This window comes from Methanobrevibacter wolinii SH (genome assembly GCF_000621965.1).
Lineage (GTDB): Archaea > Methanobacteriota > Methanobacteria > Methanobacteriales > Methanobacteriaceae > Methanarmilla > Methanarmilla wolinii.
In genome coordinates, this window is record NZ_JHWX01000012.1 from 47,789 (window position 1) to 65,509 (window position 17,721).

At 22.5% G+C, this 17,721-nt stretch carries 13 protein-coding genes and 1 tRNA gene; 2 read left to right on the forward strand and 12 right to left on the reverse strand.

The features are described 5' to 3' along the window. The first annotated feature begins 363 nt into the window (after nt 1-363). Nucleotides 364-1,539 (forward strand): zinc ribbon domain-containing protein, encoded by a 1,176-nt coding sequence (locus tag T523_RS00920; protein ID WP_042707006.1) that lies wholly within the window; start codon nt 364-366, stop codon nt 1,537-1,539. Nucleotides 1,540-1,649: 110 nt separating this feature from the next. Here T523_RS00920 and T523_RS00925 read toward each other — a convergent pair whose 3' ends face one another. The 5 genes from T523_RS00925 to T523_RS00945 form a co-directional block, all read right to left on the reverse strand. Then, the gene (locus T523_RS00925) at nt 1,650-4,019 is read right to left on the reverse strand and encodes a DUF11 domain-containing protein (RefSeq protein ID WP_042707007.1); all 2,370 of its coding nucleotides are present in this window, start codon (nt 4,017-4,019) and stop codon (nt 1,650-1,652) included. Nucleotides 4,020-4,548: 529 nt separating this feature from the next. Beyond that, the gene (argJ, locus tag T523_RS00930) at nt 4,549-5,805 is read right to left on the reverse strand and encodes a bifunctional ornithine acetyltransferase/N-acetylglutamate synthase (RefSeq protein WP_042707008.1); all 1,257 of its coding nucleotides are present in this window, start codon (nt 5,803-5,805) and stop codon (nt 4,549-4,551) included. Between the two features lie 818 nt (nt 5,806-6,623). After that, on the reverse strand, nt 6,624-7,205 hold the full coding sequence (locus T523_RS00935) for a hypothetical protein (RefSeq protein ID WP_042707010.1): 582 nt from the start codon (nt 7,203-7,205) through the stop codon (nt 6,624-6,626). Nucleotides 7,206-8,011: 806 nt separating this feature from the next. Further along, nucleotides 8,012-8,086, reverse strand: a tRNA-Glu gene (locus tag T523_RS00940). A 101-nt stretch (nt 8,087-8,187) separates the two neighbouring features. Next, nucleotides 8,188-8,523 carry a hypothetical protein gene (locus T523_RS00945; protein ID WP_042707011.1) on the reverse strand — a complete coding sequence of 112 codons (336 nt, stop codon included), beginning with the start codon at nt 8,521-8,523 and terminating at the stop codon, nt 8,188-8,190. A 702-nt stretch (nt 8,524-9,225) separates the two neighbouring features. Here T523_RS00945 and T523_RS00950 point away from each other — a divergent pair. Then, nucleotides 9,226-9,423 carry a hypothetical protein gene (locus T523_RS00950; RefSeq protein ID WP_042707012.1) on the forward strand — a complete coding sequence of 66 codons (198 nt, stop codon included), beginning with the start codon at nt 9,226-9,228 and terminating at the stop codon, nt 9,421-9,423. Between the two features lie 361 nt (nt 9,424-9,784). Here the strand turns inward: T523_RS00950 and T523_RS00955 are convergent, their stop codons facing one another. The 7 genes from T523_RS00955 to T523_RS00985 form a co-directional block, all read right to left on the reverse strand. Beyond that, entirely contained in the window at nt 9,785-10,993 is a 1,209-nt protein-coding gene (locus tag T523_RS00955; RefSeq protein WP_042707013.1) for a hypothetical protein, read from the reverse strand. Nucleotides 10,994-11,028: 35 nt separating this feature from the next. Further along, nucleotides 11,029-12,072: an NYN domain-containing protein gene (locus T523_RS00960; protein WP_042707014.1), complete on the reverse strand. Its 1,044-nt coding sequence runs from the start codon at nt 12,070-12,072 to the stop codon at nt 11,029-11,031. Between the two features lie 366 nt (nt 12,073-12,438). Then, entirely contained in the window at nt 12,439-13,194 is a 756-nt protein-coding gene (locus tag T523_RS00965; protein WP_042707016.1) for a metallophosphoesterase family protein, read from the reverse strand. A gap of 8 nt (nt 13,195-13,202) precedes the next feature. After that, nucleotides 13,203-13,553, reverse strand: coding sequence for a nascent polypeptide-associated complex protein (locus tag T523_RS00970; RefSeq protein WP_042707017.1), 351 nt, complete (start codon nt 13,551-13,553; stop codon nt 13,203-13,205). Nucleotides 13,554-13,943: 390 nt separating this feature from the next. Continuing rightward, complete coding sequence (gene tgtA / locus T523_RS00975; protein ID WP_042707018.1) at nt 13,944-15,923, reverse strand: tRNA guanosine(15) transglycosylase TgtA; 1,980 nt, start codon at nt 15,921-15,923, stop codon at nt 13,944-13,946. 453 nt (nt 15,924-16,376) lie between these two features. Beyond that, on the reverse strand, nt 16,377-16,697 hold the full coding sequence (locus T523_RS00980; RefSeq protein ID WP_042707020.1) for a transcription factor S: 321 nt from the start codon (nt 16,695-16,697) through the stop codon (nt 16,377-16,379). Between the two features lie 210 nt (nt 16,698-16,907). Then, complete coding sequence (locus tag T523_RS00985; RefSeq protein WP_042707022.1) at nt 16,908-17,687, reverse strand: MBL fold metallo-hydrolase; 780 nt, start codon at nt 17,685-17,687, stop codon at nt 16,908-16,910. Between the last annotated feature and the right edge of the window lie 34 nt (nt 17,688-17,721).

The following is a 17,721-nucleotide window of genomic DNA, read 5'->3' on the forward strand; positions in this document are numbered from 1 at the left end:
CCTCTAACTTTTGCCATGTTTTTCACCTAAATTATAATTTATTAATAAAAAAACAGTATAAAAAATCAAAAGATTAATTTATACCCCGATAATCAATTAAAGTTAATCTTTAATTTAATTAACATGATTTAAAAAAATAATAGATATTCAAAAATAGAATATTTTATTTAACATTAAATTATTTCTCTAATATAGTATATAATAGTTTCCATCAAATAATAATTACTTATTAAATTAAAAAGCATTAAAAGATTTAAAAAAAATTAAAATTAGTTTTAAAATTAAAATAATATAAAATTTAAAATTCTATAAGAAATATAATATTAAATAGTATTATAAATATTTTAAATAAGGGGGAAAATTATGAATTGTAAAATATGTCCTCATTGTAAAACATATAGTGATGCTAAGAATATAAGATGTAATACATGTGGAAGAGAATTACCTAATTTAATATACTCTGAAGAAATACTAAAAAAAGAATATAAAAATACAGAGAAATTTATTAATAAAAATTTAAATCCTCAAGGCTATTTCTCAGATTTTAAAAAATTACTAGAACAGGAGTATAATATTAAACGTGTTGATGAAAAACGAAATATTACATTTAATTTGATAATGGAACATCTTATATATCAAACACCCCTAGATTTATCTATAACAGAAAAATACATTGAACTTGCTATAAAACTTAATAATCTTAAGAATATGCCTGAAGATCAATTTAAACAAATGGTTTATACTGATGCAAAGGAAATGTTTTTTAATATTTTAAATAAGAGAAAAATTGTGTTTAATGTTTACAAACATATACCAGAACAAACAGTACCTACTACTGTTATAAAAAATAAGCATGGAACTGGAACAAAAATAGTTGCAACAGGATTATTTGGTGTTTTTGGACTTGCAGGAACTAATGGTGTTAAACAAGAAACAGTAAATAAAATAATACCTGCACATGATGAATTATCAAGGAATGTAAATATTAATGCAAATGATAATAATATAACTATTCAAATTATAAACTTAGAAGAAGGTAAATTACCTAAAAATACTTATAATTGGAATCAAATTAGTGAAATGGATTCTGATAATTATTTAAAGTCTGATAAGTTTGAAGCAATATTATTAAATGATTTTAAAGCGCAAGAAATAATTCAATCCCTAGAAAATGTTTATTTCAAATTTTTAAATCAAAACCATCCTTTAAGACAGTCCATAGATTATGCAGAAATGAAAGGAATGTTAATAAAAGATTTTAGAGAGTATATAAACAAACATGCTTATGGAAATTATGCTCCTACAAATACAGATAAAGCAAAAGAATTAGAAGAATACTATGAACTTAAAGAAAAAGGAATAATCACTGAAACTGAATATTTAAATAAAAAAAATGAAATTCTTGGAATAAGCAATAATAATACTAATAATAATCAAAAACCAATTATAGCAAATAGAAACTTCTGTCCAAACTGTGGATCAAAAATACATAATAAAGATGATAATTTTTGCTCAGAGTGTGGATTTAAACTTGTATAAACATATATTAAGTTTAAACGATTTAAAAAAACTAGAAATAACATTTCTATTTATATAAAAAAATAAAAAAAATAAAAATTTTTAATTAAATCTTATAAATACTATTAATACTATTTTTTACGTTTAATAGGAATTAAAGCCAATGAAGATAATGCTAATAAAACTATTGTAATAGGATTTCCTGTAATAGGAGTAGTAACTAATTTTTTAACAGTTGCATCATTAAAAGAACTTGTATTGTCAGGTGTGTGTGGATTATTTGGAGTATTATTTTTAGGAGTGTTATTTTCTGGAGGAATTACATTAGTAGTGTTATTAGTTGTTTTATTATTAGTTTCATTAGATTTAACAACTACAATATTAGTAAAGTTTCCAACTTTTGTTGTATTGAATGTAACTTTAATAATTGCAGTTTGATTAACACCTAAATTTTTTAATACCCATGAAGGTTTATTTCCATTAATAAATTTCCATACACCTTTTACAGATTCCCAATTATTATAAATTAAACCATCATATTTATCTTCAAATACAATCACATCATTTAACATTAAATTTCCAGTATTTTTTACAATAATATTAAAACTTGTTTGATTACCTAAAATAACAGTTTTATTTAAAGTTTCTTTATGTACTGTGATATTTGGTAATATTGTATCATTATAAAATACTTTAAAATTTAATAAATTTTGTATACCTTGATTAAATAAAGCATTAAATTGATAAATTCTTACAGAACCATTATCAAGTATATCAGTAGCACCATAATCTGGAACTCTAAATCCACTATTATACAAATCAATAGTTTTAGAAACCATATATTTAACATTATCAGTAAGGTTAAGATTATTTAAATCCCAAAATTTAGTATCAGTAAATGTCCAAATTGCATATTGAAGTTCAGTACTATTATAATTAGATTTATAATAGAATTGATATATTAAAATCTTGAGATATTCATTAACTGATTTATCATTTACTTTATTATAAAGAATATCAGTATCATATACAAAATATTCAGATCCATTAACAGGTGGATATATAACATACTCTGAACAGAAAGATATAGAACTATCATTCATAGAAGTATTTACATAAGTATTTTTAATATTATGTACTAAATTTTCAAAGTAATAATTATTAAAAGTTGGATTTTTAACATTTAAAGAAGATGAATTAAATTCTGCAATATCTTTACCTAAAAGTGCATTATTATTTTTAAATTTGGAATTTGCTATTGTCATATTTGAATTACTAACTATTGCACCACCAAATTTAGAAGCACTACATTTATTAAATTCACTATTATTTATAGTCAAATTACCAGTAGCATAAGATATAGCTCCACCAAATATAGAATGTTCATTTATAAATTTAGAATTAATTATATTTGCATAACAATCATCAAGTGAAGCTAAAGATCCACCATAAATTGCTTTATCATTAATAAAACTTGAATTTATAATATTTATATTACAAATTTTATATTGATACTTTTGAAAAAGTATTGATCCTCCAACATTAGCAGAATTATTATTAAACTTAGAGTTTATAATAGTTACATTAGAATCTTGAAAATGACAAGCACCACCTTTTCCAGCGAAATATTTTTTATCAGAGCTTATATAATTATTATCAAATTTAGAATTATTAATAATCACATTAGCTTTATTTGAAAAAATAGATCCACCAGAACTACTAGAACTACAATTAATAAAGTTACAATTTGAGACATTTGCATTATCTAAAGCAAAATATAAAACTCCACCACTACCTGATGAACTACATTTTGTAAAATTACAATTATTAATTTTAAATGAATTATCTATGAAACTTATAAATGATCCAGAAAATCCCCCACCATAAATATTATCAAAGTTAGAATCACTAACAGAGACATTTGAATGAAATGATGAACTTATTAAACCATTAAAATAAGCATCATATTTATCATCAGGATGAATATTTGTAAATTTAGATTTCTTAATTGTTAAATTAGAATATTTTACACTAAATACTCTACCTTCAATATTTGAAAATCTTGAATTGATACAAGTTATATTTGACTTAGTAGAATCTATAAGCCCAGTAGTACGAGTATCTTCAGTAGAATAACCACCTACAAAATTAATATTATTTAATTTAAGTGTTGATGAAGATAAATTAAAAATGATATTATTATTTTTTGCATTGATTATATGATTATTACCATTAATAGTAATTGTTTTATTAATAATAGATATTCCATATTTATTATCGCCATCTGAAAATGAATAATCAGAATCTAAATCAATAGTACCATTTTTATTAGAATCTATTAAATTTTGTAAATCTGAAAAAGATTTAGATTTAGAACTTTCTAAATAATTTTGATTATTTGAAGTTGAATCATTTACAGAATTATACAAATTAATAGTAGTACTAGAATTACTATTTGAAGAATTATTATCTATTGCACTAACTGTACTTATAGAAATCATCACTAATATTAAACATAAAATTAATAGTATTAAATTCCTATTAATTTTTTTAATATTATTACCTCCACAATCCCATATTATAAAAATCCAATACAAATACAAATTAATTGAAGTATTATAATATAAAATTGTTAAATATAATTTATATATAAAGATATGTAAATTTTTTTAAATATATATACATATATATTAATAAAAAATTTAATTTTGACTATAAAAACCCATTTTACTTGAAAAATATGTTAAATATTATTTCTTATAAAAATTAAACAATAGTTAATAATTTAAAATCAAATCTAAGAAAGTTGATTTTAAGATAGAAAAATCTTAAGAAAAACTAAAATTTAAACATAATTTAATAATTTAATAACTTAAACTTTGATAAAGCTGTTTAAATATACACTAAAAAGAGTAAATTATACAATCATGAAAATACCCTAAAAAAAGAAAAAAAAGAAAAAACAAATATAAAAAACTCTAAAAAAAAAACAAAATATAAATTTTAAAACATAAATTAATAGAAAATTATTTAAGTAGTATATTCTCCATTAATTTTAACATAATCATAGGTTAAATCACAACCCCATGCAGTTGCTTCACCATCAGATAAATTAAGATTTATGTCAACAATAATATCTTCATTTGCCATAAATTTTTCAGCCATATCAAGATATTTAGTTCCATCAAATGCTAATATCTCCCCATTTTTAACAAGATAAGTTGATTTACTTGAATCTGGATTATTAAATAAACTTTCATTTCCAATTGCAATAGAAATTATATCTGGATTCATATCACAACCAGAATAACCTACTGCAGAAACTATTCTTCCCCAATTAGGATCTTCACCAAATACTGCAGCTTTAAATAACATTGAACTTGCAACAGATTTTGCAGCTAATTTAGCATCTTCAGGAGATGTTGCACCATGAACATTAACTTCTAAAAATTTACTTGCACCTTCCCCATCACGAACCATTTTCTGAGCAAGATTAACACATAAATAATTTAAAGCATTTTGGAATTTTTCATTAATTTTTCCACCATCAGCAACATTTACACCAGATTGTCCATTAGCCATTAAAATAGCTGTATCATTAGTACTTTCATCACCATCAACTACAATCATATTAAAACTTAAATCAACTGCATTTTTTAATGCAAGTTTAATAGATTCTGGAGCAATTATTGCATCAGTAACTAAAAAACATAACATAGTACCCATATTAGGTGCAATCATACCAGTACCTTTACAAATACCGCCAATTTTAACAGGTTTACCTTCAATATCAACTTCAACAGCAAATTCTTTAGGTACTGTGTCAGTAGTCATAATTCCTTTTGCAGCTTCAAAAGAAGCTTCTGAAGAATGATCTAAATTTTCAGATACCTCTTCAATTAATGGTTCAATAATATCCATAGGCATTTTTCTACCAATAACTCCAGTAGAAGATGATGCAATTTCAGAACTTGGAATATTTAGTAATTTACTTGCTTTAGATACAATTTCATCACAATCTTTAATTCCTTGTTCTCCAGTAAAACAATTTGCATTACCACTATTTACAATTACAGCAGATAATTTACCATCTTTAATAACTTCTTTAGTATGAATAATAGGAGCTGCTACAACTTTATTTGTAGTAAATACTGCAGATGCATTACTATTTGGAGATACAATAATAGATACTCCATATTTTCCTTTTTTAGTTCCTGCAGCTTTTACATCATTTACAGCACATATTCCACCATCAATAAGATTAACATAATCTGGTTTTTTAAACATAATCATCATCAATTAAAAATATTTTAATATCTAAATTAAAAGTAATATTTACCAATTTAATATTATATTTTATTCTTTTTAATTATTTACTATATTTAGATAAAAATTATAAAATTTTAAAATCTTTTTTTTAAAAAAACATGTATTTACTAAAAAAAATACCATTTACATATATATGACAAAATCGAATTAATATAAAATATTAAATTAAGTAATTTATTTTAAAAATATAAATTATAAAAATAGCATTAAATTATAATCTATTATAATAAACAGATAAATTTTAAAGTAAAATTTGAATAATATTTTAAAGGTAAATTAAATTCTATATATAAGTAAATATAAATCAATTAAAAACTTTTTTAAAAAAAAAAACTATAAGTTCATATTAACTAAATTTAGATAAATATTAAAACACATCATTAATACAATTAAGAAATACAAATAGTAAAACACATTCTATTAATACAAGAAACATAATTCAATAAAAAATAGTAAAACACATTATATAATACAATTAAGAAACAAAACTCAATAAAATTATAAAAAATACATATTACATAAGAATCAATTAAACTAAAAAGAAATTTTCAATACATACTTAACTCTTGAATATGATTTATTTTGTAACATCAACTAAATTTTTAAATACAATATAAATACTTAACCACAAAATAAAATACTTAAATGTCTATAAAACAAATTGCTATTATGATAAACTAAAAAATACCCAGAAAAAACAAATTCCAGTAAGATTAAATAATTAAACCAAAAAATCCACAAAAAACCATATAAAATAAGATAAAAAATCTTAATAACTAATTTGTAGAATTTTTATAATATGAAGTACCTACAATATTACCATTATTAGGATTAAATTGAAGTAATTGATTTGTTCTAATAATAGATTTAGAATCAATGTCATAACTATCTAATAAAGTATATTTAGCATTTCCAGTACCAAATATTTGACTATTTTCTACAGGAATTAAATAAACATTCCTCCAAAGTTTATCTTTACCAGTAACTCCATCAAAATCTGCATCACAACCTCCTTTAGATTGATCACAGGTAATTTCACCTTCAGGTACAGTATTAGTTCTAGAAGTGTCTTTAGGAGTATCAGTTAAAGTTCCATATTTATGACAGAAAGGGCAATAATTAACCCAAGATCTAGTATAATTTTTGTAAGGTAATCCGGTATCAACACTTGGTTTCATTGTAACAGTAATAACAGGAACTAATTTACCTTGAGGAGCACTATTAGTAGTTGAGTATTGAACAGAAGTATTAGTATTTTGATTACTTTCAATAATAGCATTGTAAGCAAAAACAGAACATAAAATTACTGATACTATTAAAAGTAATAATACAAATATAAATGTATGTTTAATCTTCAATAATACTCCTCCCTATAAAAATCATATATTAAAAAATTTAATAAACTTAAAATATCTAAAAATAAAATTTTTAAATATAATCCCCATAAAAATAAAAAAAATTTTTAATATACTTAAATTAATTCATGAAACCTAATAATTATATTATAAAAATTATAGTTATAAGTTATAACAACTTATTTTTACTAATAAAAATTTTATTATCAAATTAAACATTAAACAACATTATATATAAAATTTTTTGTAAAAATAAGCTAGTTATAAGTTTTAAGTAAAAATTAAAACTTATTAAATTTTATGCAAAAAGTGAAAAAAAGATGAATAATTAATAAAATCTATTTTAATCAAATAAAATTAAGTTATATAAATAAAAATAAATATTTTAATAAATTTAAAATATATAAAGTAATTAAAATAAATTATAAAAATTTTTACATGCTTTAAAAAATAATAAAAAGAAATAAAGAATAAATTAAGAAAAAAATCAAGTTTTTATAAATAAAAAGATAAATAAAATCCTTCTAAGGAGTTTTATTGATTTTAAATTATAAATAAGAAATATCAATAAATAATAATAATTAAAATTATTAAAATTTAGTTAAAAATTAAAATAAAGAATTATAAATTATTAGAAATTAATTAAACTTATTTAAAAAAAACTTTTAATGAATTAAACTAAAAATTAACAAATATGAATAAAAATTTAAAGAATAATGAAAAATAAAATTTAATTAATATTAAACTAATAATAAATTTAAAAAAATAAAACAAAATAAATAATTAAATAAAAATAAAAAAATATTTAGTGCTCCGTTCGGGATTCGAACCCGAGTCTCCGGCTCGAAAGGCCAGAATGATTGGCCGGACTACACCAACGGAGCATAGAAAAATAGTAAACTAAATAATTATTTGTATATTCTAGTATAAAAAAATTATGGTGTAATAATTACACCAACTGCAATATAATAAATAGTTCTAATAATTAATAATATTGTGATGAATCTACATCAGTAGTTTGATAATTACTAGAATAATCTGAAGATGAAGAATTAGAACCAGTATACTGTACTACACCTTCACTATTATTTGATGCATTTACCTGATTATCATTATTATCGTTATTACTATTATTTTCATAAGCACTAATATTGTGTGTTACATCAATAGGAACATGAGTTGTATTATTTTGCACAATGTTTGTAGAGTTATCATTAAATCCCATAGAAATACCCATTGTTGACCCAAGACCAAAAGCAACAATCAAAATAATAAACCCAAGTACTAATCTTTCTGGGCGTCTCCTTCTTCTAGATCTCATTTTCAAAAACCATAAATTAATTTTAATCATCAAATATGTAGAAGAATTTCAAATATTAAATTTTGAAATAAAATAAATATAATTATAAATATTCGTTAACTACTAAAAATATTTATAATAATATTTCAACATTACTATATAAACTTCAACACATTATACTAATTATATTATTATATATTATAATCTATTTAAATACTTTGTTATGTGTGTATGTGTGTACACATATACTTAAAATGAGTATTAATATTAAAATTAATAATATAAAATAAAAAATAATTAAAAATTAATAATAAATTAAAAAACAAATTATTAACTTATAAAAATTAAATTTAATAATTAAAAATAGTTTAATAATATAAATATAGATTATATTTAATAATTAAATAAAATAATATTATTTATATTATACAAATTAATTAAATAATAGTATTATTCTTTTAATAACCTTTATTTAATATTAAAATAAATATAACTAAGTTAAATTAATATGATTAGTAATAAAAAAATTGTATAATTAAGTAGTATGTGTGTACATACACATATACACATATAAATATATAATTTTATAATGTATTACATTTGATTATAATTACAAACATTTTGTAATATATTTGTAATGAAAATCATATTTATAAAAATATATAAATAGGTACAGTAATCATTAGTAAATAATATATACATCTTAATAAAAATAATCATATAATGGCAAATAAAGAAGAAGTAGATAGGATTTGGAAACTATCTGAAAAATCACGGATGAATATTTCTCTTCCAAAAGACTTAGCAAATTGGTTAGACAATAATGCTTCTGAGAATTGGAAATTAGACAAAGGTGCTAGATCTAAAGAAGTAACACGTATATTATTAGATGCTAAACGCCGAAGTGAAGAAGAACTTTAAAGTTCTTATTTATAAAAATTTTTAAAACAAATTTTTAAAACAAATTTTTAATTCTAAACAATTAAAAAAAACTAAATTTTAAAATACTTAGAAAAATCAAAACTCTAAAAAAAACTAAATTTTAAATAGTAAAAAACTTTTTTTATTTATAATAAAAATCAAATCATATTTAAGAATTAAACTAATTTTATCTAAAAATACTTTTTTTTCAAAATTAATAAAAAAATTAGTTTTATAAATATAAATCATGATTATTTTTAAAATAATAAACTAAAAAATAATATTATAAATTAAATTAAAAAAATATATCTTACATATATATGGAACAATGAAAATTAAATAAAAAAAGTAAAAAAGAAATTTATGATGCTAGAGCATAAATTAATACAAGTAAAATAACAGCTAAACCATAAATTGGATGACCTAATACAGATAATAAGTAGCATAAAATAAATACTACTAAGAAAACTCCAATTAATTTAGCTTTTTGATTCATTAATAAATCAATAATAGTTCTATGGAATTCAGATGGAATATTATATGCATAAATACCATTAGCAAGTTCAAAAACAACTAAAGATAAAGGTTGACCAAAGACAAAAATATGATCAGCAAGTTGAGCTCTTTCACCTGCTTCTCTTCTACTTTTACCTATACCTGCTCTAACTTTAGCACCATTGTTTAAAATAAACCAAGCAGTATCTAAACCTGCACGTATAGCTAAATCTTTACTAGGGAATCTTGCAATAAAATCATCTCCACCTTCACGATAACCTTCAATTTGACCTTGACATTCTGTTTCAATAAAATTTTTAACACCAGTCATTAATTCAAGTAATTTATCTCTACCATTTTCTGAAATAAATCCAGTTGAATCAATAATATCAATAAATAAATAATTATCAAGGTTGTGTTTTCTAGAGGTTCCAATTTCAAATGGAGAATCAATTACTATAGCATATTCTCCACCAAGTTTAGTGAATGCAACGCCAGAAAATCCTCCAACTTCATGAGTGTAATTAATAGATCTTTCAAGTGCAGCAGCACCAGTCATACCTACAGCAGCAGCTACTAAAACATCATATTTATAACCTAAACTAATCATATGTAATGCAACTTGAATAGCTTGATTTTTACTTAACATTTTAGCAATGATTTCAGATTCAGATTGTTCTACAATTTCTCCACCAGAATCTACAATCATTTTAGAGAACTCACGAATAACAGGATGAGTTTTAGGAATTTCTACATATAAATACCTATCATTACCCATTATAATATCACTTACAAGAGCATATTCTTCTACTCTTTGTTCTGCAGGAACGAATTCATAGAAACTATGGTTTTCAGGTATATTTTCTTCACCAATATCACGTACTAAATTATAGAAAATACTGTCAGTTGTAATTTCCGCAGGTTCAATTTCCATTAAAATAGTTTCAGTATAGTTAAATAAATCAACATATTCTGTTTCAGTTTCATTTGTTGGGAAAAATTTAGTACCTATACTTATTGTTTTATAATGAGTTAAAAGAGAAATAAGACTACGTAATAATTCATGATCTGCCATATAATTTCCCTCCTTTAACTAATAAATTATAATGTTTAAAATAAGGAGTCATCATCAGCATTTCCTCCTTTTTCTAAAAATATTTCAAAATCTCCTGGTTTTTCTAACATAATATCTGGTTTAACTGTAACAAATGGAAACTTCCAAGATCCAATTCTTGATGCAACAGTACTTGCAATATTTCTAGAGTTCTTTTTAATAAAAATTTCATCAAAGTTATCAATATGAATCTCAACATTAAATGGTGAATAATCCATAACTTCTTCATTATATAATGCATTTAAATTAAAAGTTCCAGGTTTTGTAAATAAATCATTACGTACTGCAATTAAAGGTTTTTTAGGTAATCTTAACCTTTCTGCAATTGCATTAGAAATAGGTCCTGCATTCCTAACAGTAACTTTATAATCTCTAGGATGTACAAGTACAAAAATAATATGTGGTGCTTGTGATTCAACACCATCAACCATACTAACAATTTCTTTAAACATAGGAATTTTAGATAAAACACCTTCAATTTTATTATCTAAACTATGATTTTCTGAATCATCTAATCTAATAATAGATTCTTTAGCAATATTTAAAGGAGTAAGTTCAATACCTTCTTTTTCTCTATAAGTATCCCAACGTTTAGCTTCGAATTGATCTAAAATATTATCACAAATATGTTGTAAAATATTTTTATCTTTTTTAGGCATTTTAGAATGACCCATAACTAAATGGCTACCATCAAAAGAAAAAGGTATTCTAATAGTATCAATGTTAAAAAATTCATCTTTAAAATCTCTAAATTTATCATTGGATAATACTTTAGCATTTTCTTCTTCTGCTAATTTTAGTATAAAATGATCTGCATTATTACCAGAAGGTACTTCTTCAATAAGTTCATCGGCAACTAATTTATTATATTCATCAGGATTATCAATATCATGTGCAAGAGAAGCATCTGCAATAACTACAAATTCATCACCTTTAGCTTCTAAAGCTTCAACTGCTGCTAAAATATTATTTAACATAGGTTTAGAATTTTCATCTTTTTTGAAATGTGCTACATTAGACGCATCAACAATAACTTTCATAGAAATACCTCTTTATAAATTTAATTTGCCGATATACTTTAGTTTTAAAATTACTGAAACCAAGAATAGAAAAAATATAATTTTAAAACTAGTTGTATAATATAAATTTATATTTCTTTAATTCTATATTTAAACTTTGTTAAAAAACATAGAATAAACTAAATTTTCACTAAATAAAGTTAAAAATAAGAAACTAAAACACTTATAAAATCATTAAAAAATCATAAAATTTTAAAAAAATAATAAAAAAATTATAAAAAACTATAAAAAATAAAAAAAATAGATTTTCTTAAAAATATTTAAATTTAAGAAAGATTCCTTTTTAATTTAAAAATCTAATGAAGTTAAATTTTTCAAGAAAAAAAATTATAAATCCACATAATCTCTACGTTTAAAATTACCTAAAAGAACTTTATTACCATCTAATTTATTTAAATAAATTTCAATATTTTTATTAGTAATTTTAATTGTATTATATGAATTAACATCTTTACCTCTTAATTTATAAGAAGAAAGACTACCTGCATTTACAAATAATGTATCATCCATTCTCCATAAATGAGGTACATGTTTGTGACCACCAATAACAATATCAACATCATGATTAATTACAGATTCAAGAATATCCCCTGCATCAGAAAGAATATTTCTTTCTCTACCAGTTCTAGGAATAGAAATTATATGATGGTGCATTGCAACAATAGAAAATTTATTTTCCACCATACATTTATTTAACTCATTTTCCATCCAAATTTGTTGTAACTTACCAATATGTCCTTCAGATAAATCAGGAGAAGTACTATCTAAACCTAAAACAACAAGATTCTCATCATCTTTAGTAAGTTTCCAACTACTTTCACCAATGAGTTCTTCAAAAGTTTGATAACCTAAATTTTTTGCATCATGGTTTCCAGGAATAGCAAAAAGAGGAGCTTCAAACATTTGTAAATATTCTTTAGCCTTTAAAAACTGAGTATAATAACCATTATTAGTTAAATCACCAGTTAATATAATCATATCTGCTCCAAGAGCATTGATTTCATCAACAGCTTTTAAATAAGCTGCTTCATTAAAATCATTATTACTCACATGTAAATCAGATATATGTGCTATAAGTACCATAATATCATTTATTGACTTAATTTAAGAATAGCTTCAGCTAAATCTCCTTTAACTTCTTTTAATGCATTTTCAGCTTCTTCTTTAGATACATTAGTCTGATTTGCAACTATTTCAATATCTTCATCAGTAATATCAAGTTCAATTTCTTTTTCTATTTCTTTTGCTTCACCAGTAACTTGATAAGTTTCAGTTCCCATAATATTCATAGCATTAACTTCAGCTGGAGAAATAACAATATCTTTATCAGCACATTTGATGATAACTTCTTCTACACCATCAATATCTTCCATTTTCATTCCCATTTTTTTCATTTGTCTTTGCATTTGTTTCATTTGTTTTGGATTCATTCCAGGAATCATTATATAAACCTTCTATTAATTTTTGAATAAAAATATATTATTAATATATTATTGATTTTATTATTTAATATTTTTTTGTCTTTGTTTAAATTATTCTAATTTTTAAAATAAACTTTTATAAAATTAATTTTCAAATATTAAATACTGTTTAAATCATTATAAAAACCAGGATTTTAAAAATCATATAAATTTTTTATATTAAAGCAATAATTAATACTCATAATAAAAACTTGAATCATGAAAATCTAAATATTAAAATTATTAATTTTTAAATTAAAAGTAAATATATTGATTTAAACAATATAAATAAATATTTAAAAATTATTTATTGTAATTAGATATTATAAAAATAAAAACCACAATAAAATATAAATATTTATCTTAATTTAATTATTTTTTAAAACCTTTCCTTGTTTTAATTGCTTGACCTTTATTAAAACTTTTAATTTCACGTGGGTTAAGTAAAGCTTTTCCAATTCCTAATAAATCATCATTTTTATTTACTAGTAAAACTTCATCATTTGCACGAATATTTTCATCACATTGAACTACAAATTGACAGAAAACACTTTTACCATCACGAGTAAATGGTTCAGAATCTTCATTTACAACTACTCTATTTTTTGGATAATCCATAGCATTATGTAATCTTATAGCTCCCTCTTTAGTAAGTATTAGAAATGCATCTGAAGCACGCATATTTGCTACCATTTTTCCATTTACAGAAACATGCCTGATTTTACCTGTTTTCTTAGATTTTTCAAATTTAACTTTACCATCAAATAAAGCTTCACCAGCACCTTCACCAAATTGATAATCTGCAATTGCTTTAATTTTTCTTACATCATCTTTATGATATCTAATATCATTAGATTGTGGATGTATTTTATCAAATTTTAAATCATAATGATTTGCAAGACTTTGATGAATTAAAATTTGATTATAATATTTAGAAGATTCTTTAATACAATTATTAATAAAATTAATTGCATCTGCATCTTTAATTTTCGGTGATTCATTTTGACTTAAAGGATAAACTTCATCTATATCAAGAGGTATAAAACCAAATGGAACATCAAGTACCATAAAGTCACTATCATCTAAATCAATATCTCCTTCATTACCATAAACATAGAATCTACCTAATTTACCAGAAATATTTTTAGAATATGGTTTTCTAGTAGGTGGTAAAAGAATTAAATTTGATTTTTTAGGCATTTTTCTAATTTTTTCTAAATGACGTCTAACTTCAGGTCTTTTAAGTGATTCTGGACCAGTATAAAAGAATGCAGATTTTTTACTTCTTGGATCATAAACTTCAAGATCCTCACTATAATTACCAAGTTCTCTTACAGCATTAAGTAATGCAGGATGAGCCCTACATCTTTCTTCTACAAGTTCCATTAAAGTTCCATCATAAATAGCTTGTCTAACTGTTCTAAGTTCTGCAAAAGAAACATTAAGATTATGTTGAGCAATAAGTTGTACTCTTTCTTCTTTAGGTAATGCTCTTAATTCCTCTGGAGTATATTTACTACATACCTCACAAGAACAAGGCATTTCATTTAAATCTTCAAGCCTATAAGTTCCTCTTGTAGATAAAAGTCTATCATCTTCAGCATATAATATATATGCAGCAGAATCAAATAAATCACAACCCATAGCAGCACAAAGAGCAAAAATCATAGGATGTCCTGCACCCATTAAATGTCTTGGGACATTATCAGGTAAATGATTTACACTATGCATTACAACATCAACTAAATCAGAATATTTATACATTTCCATTAAAGGTACAACAGCACCAATAGGATATAAATCTGCATCAAGTTTAGTAAGTTCATCAGCACATTTTTCTCTTAAATCAAGAAATGTTGAACCTTGAACTACTGAATTTAAAAGCATTGAAATATTATTTTCGTTTTTATATTTAACTGCTTCTTTAGCACGTTCAATAGTAATTTTTAAATCTCTTTCTGCTTCTTCTCTTTTAACAAAAGGTCCAGTAGGAATATCTAAAGAGGTACCAATATCAGTTCCAATTTTTTCTTGAAAATCAATAACTTCTTTATTTCCAATATCAATATCACCATAAACAGATAATTGGAATGAACCAGAATCAGTCATAATAGGTCCATCAAAGTTTATAAGTTTATGAACCCCTTCTTCAAGAGCAATTTTTTTTAATTCCTCATCTTTAAAAATTATGTAAGAATTAGTAATAACAATATCTGCTCCATATTTTTTAACATCAATAGTCTGTTTACCTGGATGAATAACAGGCATAAGAGCAGGAGTTTTAACATTACCATGCTTAGTTTTAAGAACACCAACTCTTCCCTTATTATCTTTAGCTTTTATTTCAAACATTAAATTTCTCCTGAAATTAAAATAAATAGAATCATTAATTATTAATAATTAATTAAATAAAATTATTTAAAATCTATATAAAAATAGTAATAACTTATATATTATTTCTTTAAATCTTAATATAAAAATTTTTAGATAAATTAAATTTAATAAAGATATAAAAAATAGAAATTTACAAAATACAATAAAAAAACATGATAAAAATAAAAAACATCAAACCAACAAACACTATAAAAAACCAATAAAAAATAAAAAACATCAAACCAACAAACACTATAAAAAACCAATAAAAAATAAAAAATTCAATATTAAAAATAAAATTTGTAAAAATAAAAAAATAATGACTCTATTGAAAAATGATTTATTTAAAAGATGATTTTAAAATAATCATTAAATTTAAGTATTTCAACAAAGCCCATAATAATTGATAATAAAAGTTTAAAAAAATGTTAATTAATTACTTTGACGCCATGTATTACCACATTTAGCACATTTAACAAAGTAAGTTGGAGCTTCATCAGCAGATCTTGTTTGAAGAGTCCACCAATAACCAACAGTACCTCCGCATCTATAACATTTAATTTTAGTTGTTGGTAACATATTATCTTTTTGATCAATAATAGGAATATCTTGTTTAGGATTCATATCTCCTTCAAATTGATATTGATCTTTTACTTCTTTTTTACTAAGGTCCTTTTCATAACCACATTTACATTTCAATTTATGGTCTTTATTAGGAATCAACATTGCACCACATTCTGGACAAAATTCCATATTAACAAAACCTCACTAATAAATAATTTTTTAATAAATTAATTTATAGATACTTAATATATAAATTTTTTCAAAAAAATATTAAACAAAATACAGAAAATATTCAATGAAAAATACAATCTAAAAAAAAGAGTATTAAAACAAAAAAAATATAAAAAAATAAGTAAAAATTATAAGAGTAAAATTTTATTAAAAATTTATCTAAAAAACCTAATTAGGATAAATAACCTCAGGAGGATTTTCTAAATCAATAATCTTTTTATTTTCAAGATTTTCATATCCTAATGGAGTATGAGTAGATAAATAAACAGTATTATGATTTTTAATAAATTCACGAACATTATCTAAAGATTCTCTAGCTAATTTTAAATCTTCAAATACAATAGATAATTTATTTTCATATAATGCTTCATCAGTATATGTAATATCACCATGAATCATATAAAATAAATCATCATCTTCTACAATTACAATACTATTACCTAAAGTATGACCTTTAGCTTCTATTAAATATATATTATCCTCTATTTTTTGAGATTTTTTAAAATTATAATAGTTTCCATCATTAAAATCTACAGGAATAATATTATTAGAATCTAATTCTAATTCTTCAGATTCTGTTCTAGACATATAAATTTTAGCATTTGGAAATTCTCTTAATTCTCCAGTATGATCTGGATGTTTATGAGTTACAAGAATTTTACTTACATCCTCTTTTTCATAACCTAAATCATTTAAAGCAGAAATATAATCAGTTATTTTATTACCCATAAAAATAGGTGTATCATCATCAACTTCTTGTTTAGGAAATTCTTTAGGCATTCCAGTATCTACAAGAATCACTTCATTTCCAGTGTCTATTAAATAATTTTGAAGACTTGAACGATATTTAATATTAGAATCAAATTTTTCAATACCTTCTTCACCACCAAATGCAAAACCTTGTGTCATAAATCCATTTTCATATGTTTTAACAGCTTTAATTTCCATATTATCACATTTTAAAAATTCTTAAAATAATATT

Coding starts and splice junctions, on each gene's coding strand:
- T523_RS00920 (WP_042707006.1), top strand. CDS start 364: ATGAATTGTAAAATATGTCCTCATTGTAAAACATATAGTGATGCTAAG.
- T523_RS00925 (WP_042707007.1), bottom strand. CDS start 4,019: ATGATTTCTATAAGTACAGTTAGTGCAATAGATAATAATTCTTCAAAT.
- argJ (WP_042707008.1), bottom strand. CDS start 5,805: ATGTTTAAAAAACCAGATTATGTTAATCTTATTGATGGTGGAATATGT.
- T523_RS00945 (WP_042707011.1), bottom strand. CDS start 8,523: ATGAGATCTAGAAGAAGGAGACGCCCAGAAAGATTAGTACTTGGGTTT.
- T523_RS00950 (WP_042707012.1), top strand. CDS start 9,226: ATGGCAAATAAAGAAGAAGTAGATAGGATTTGGAAACTATCTGAAAAA.
- T523_RS00955 (WP_042707013.1), bottom strand. CDS start 10,993: ATGGCAGATCATGAATTATTACGTAGTCTTATTTCTCTTTTAACTCAT.
- T523_RS00960 (WP_042707014.1), bottom strand. CDS start 12,072: ATGAAAGTTATTGTTGATGCGTCTAATGTAGCACATTTCAAAAAAGAT.
- T523_RS00965 (WP_042707016.1), bottom strand. CDS start 13,194: ATGGTACTTATAGCACATATATCTGATTTACATGTGAGTAATAATGAT.
- T523_RS00970 (WP_042707017.1), bottom strand. CDS start 13,553: ATGATTCCTGGAATGAATCCAAAACAAATGAAACAAATGCAAAGACAA.
- tgtA (WP_042707018.1), bottom strand. CDS start 15,923: ATGTTTGAAATAAAAGCTAAAGATAATAAGGGAAGAGTTGGTGTTCTT.
- T523_RS00980 (WP_042707020.1), bottom strand. CDS start 16,697: ATGGAATTTTGTCCAGAATGTGGTGCAATGTTGATTCCTAATAAAGAC.
- T523_RS00985 (WP_042707022.1), bottom strand. CDS start 17,687: ATGGAAATTAAAGCTGTTAAAACATATGAAAATGGATTTATGACACAA.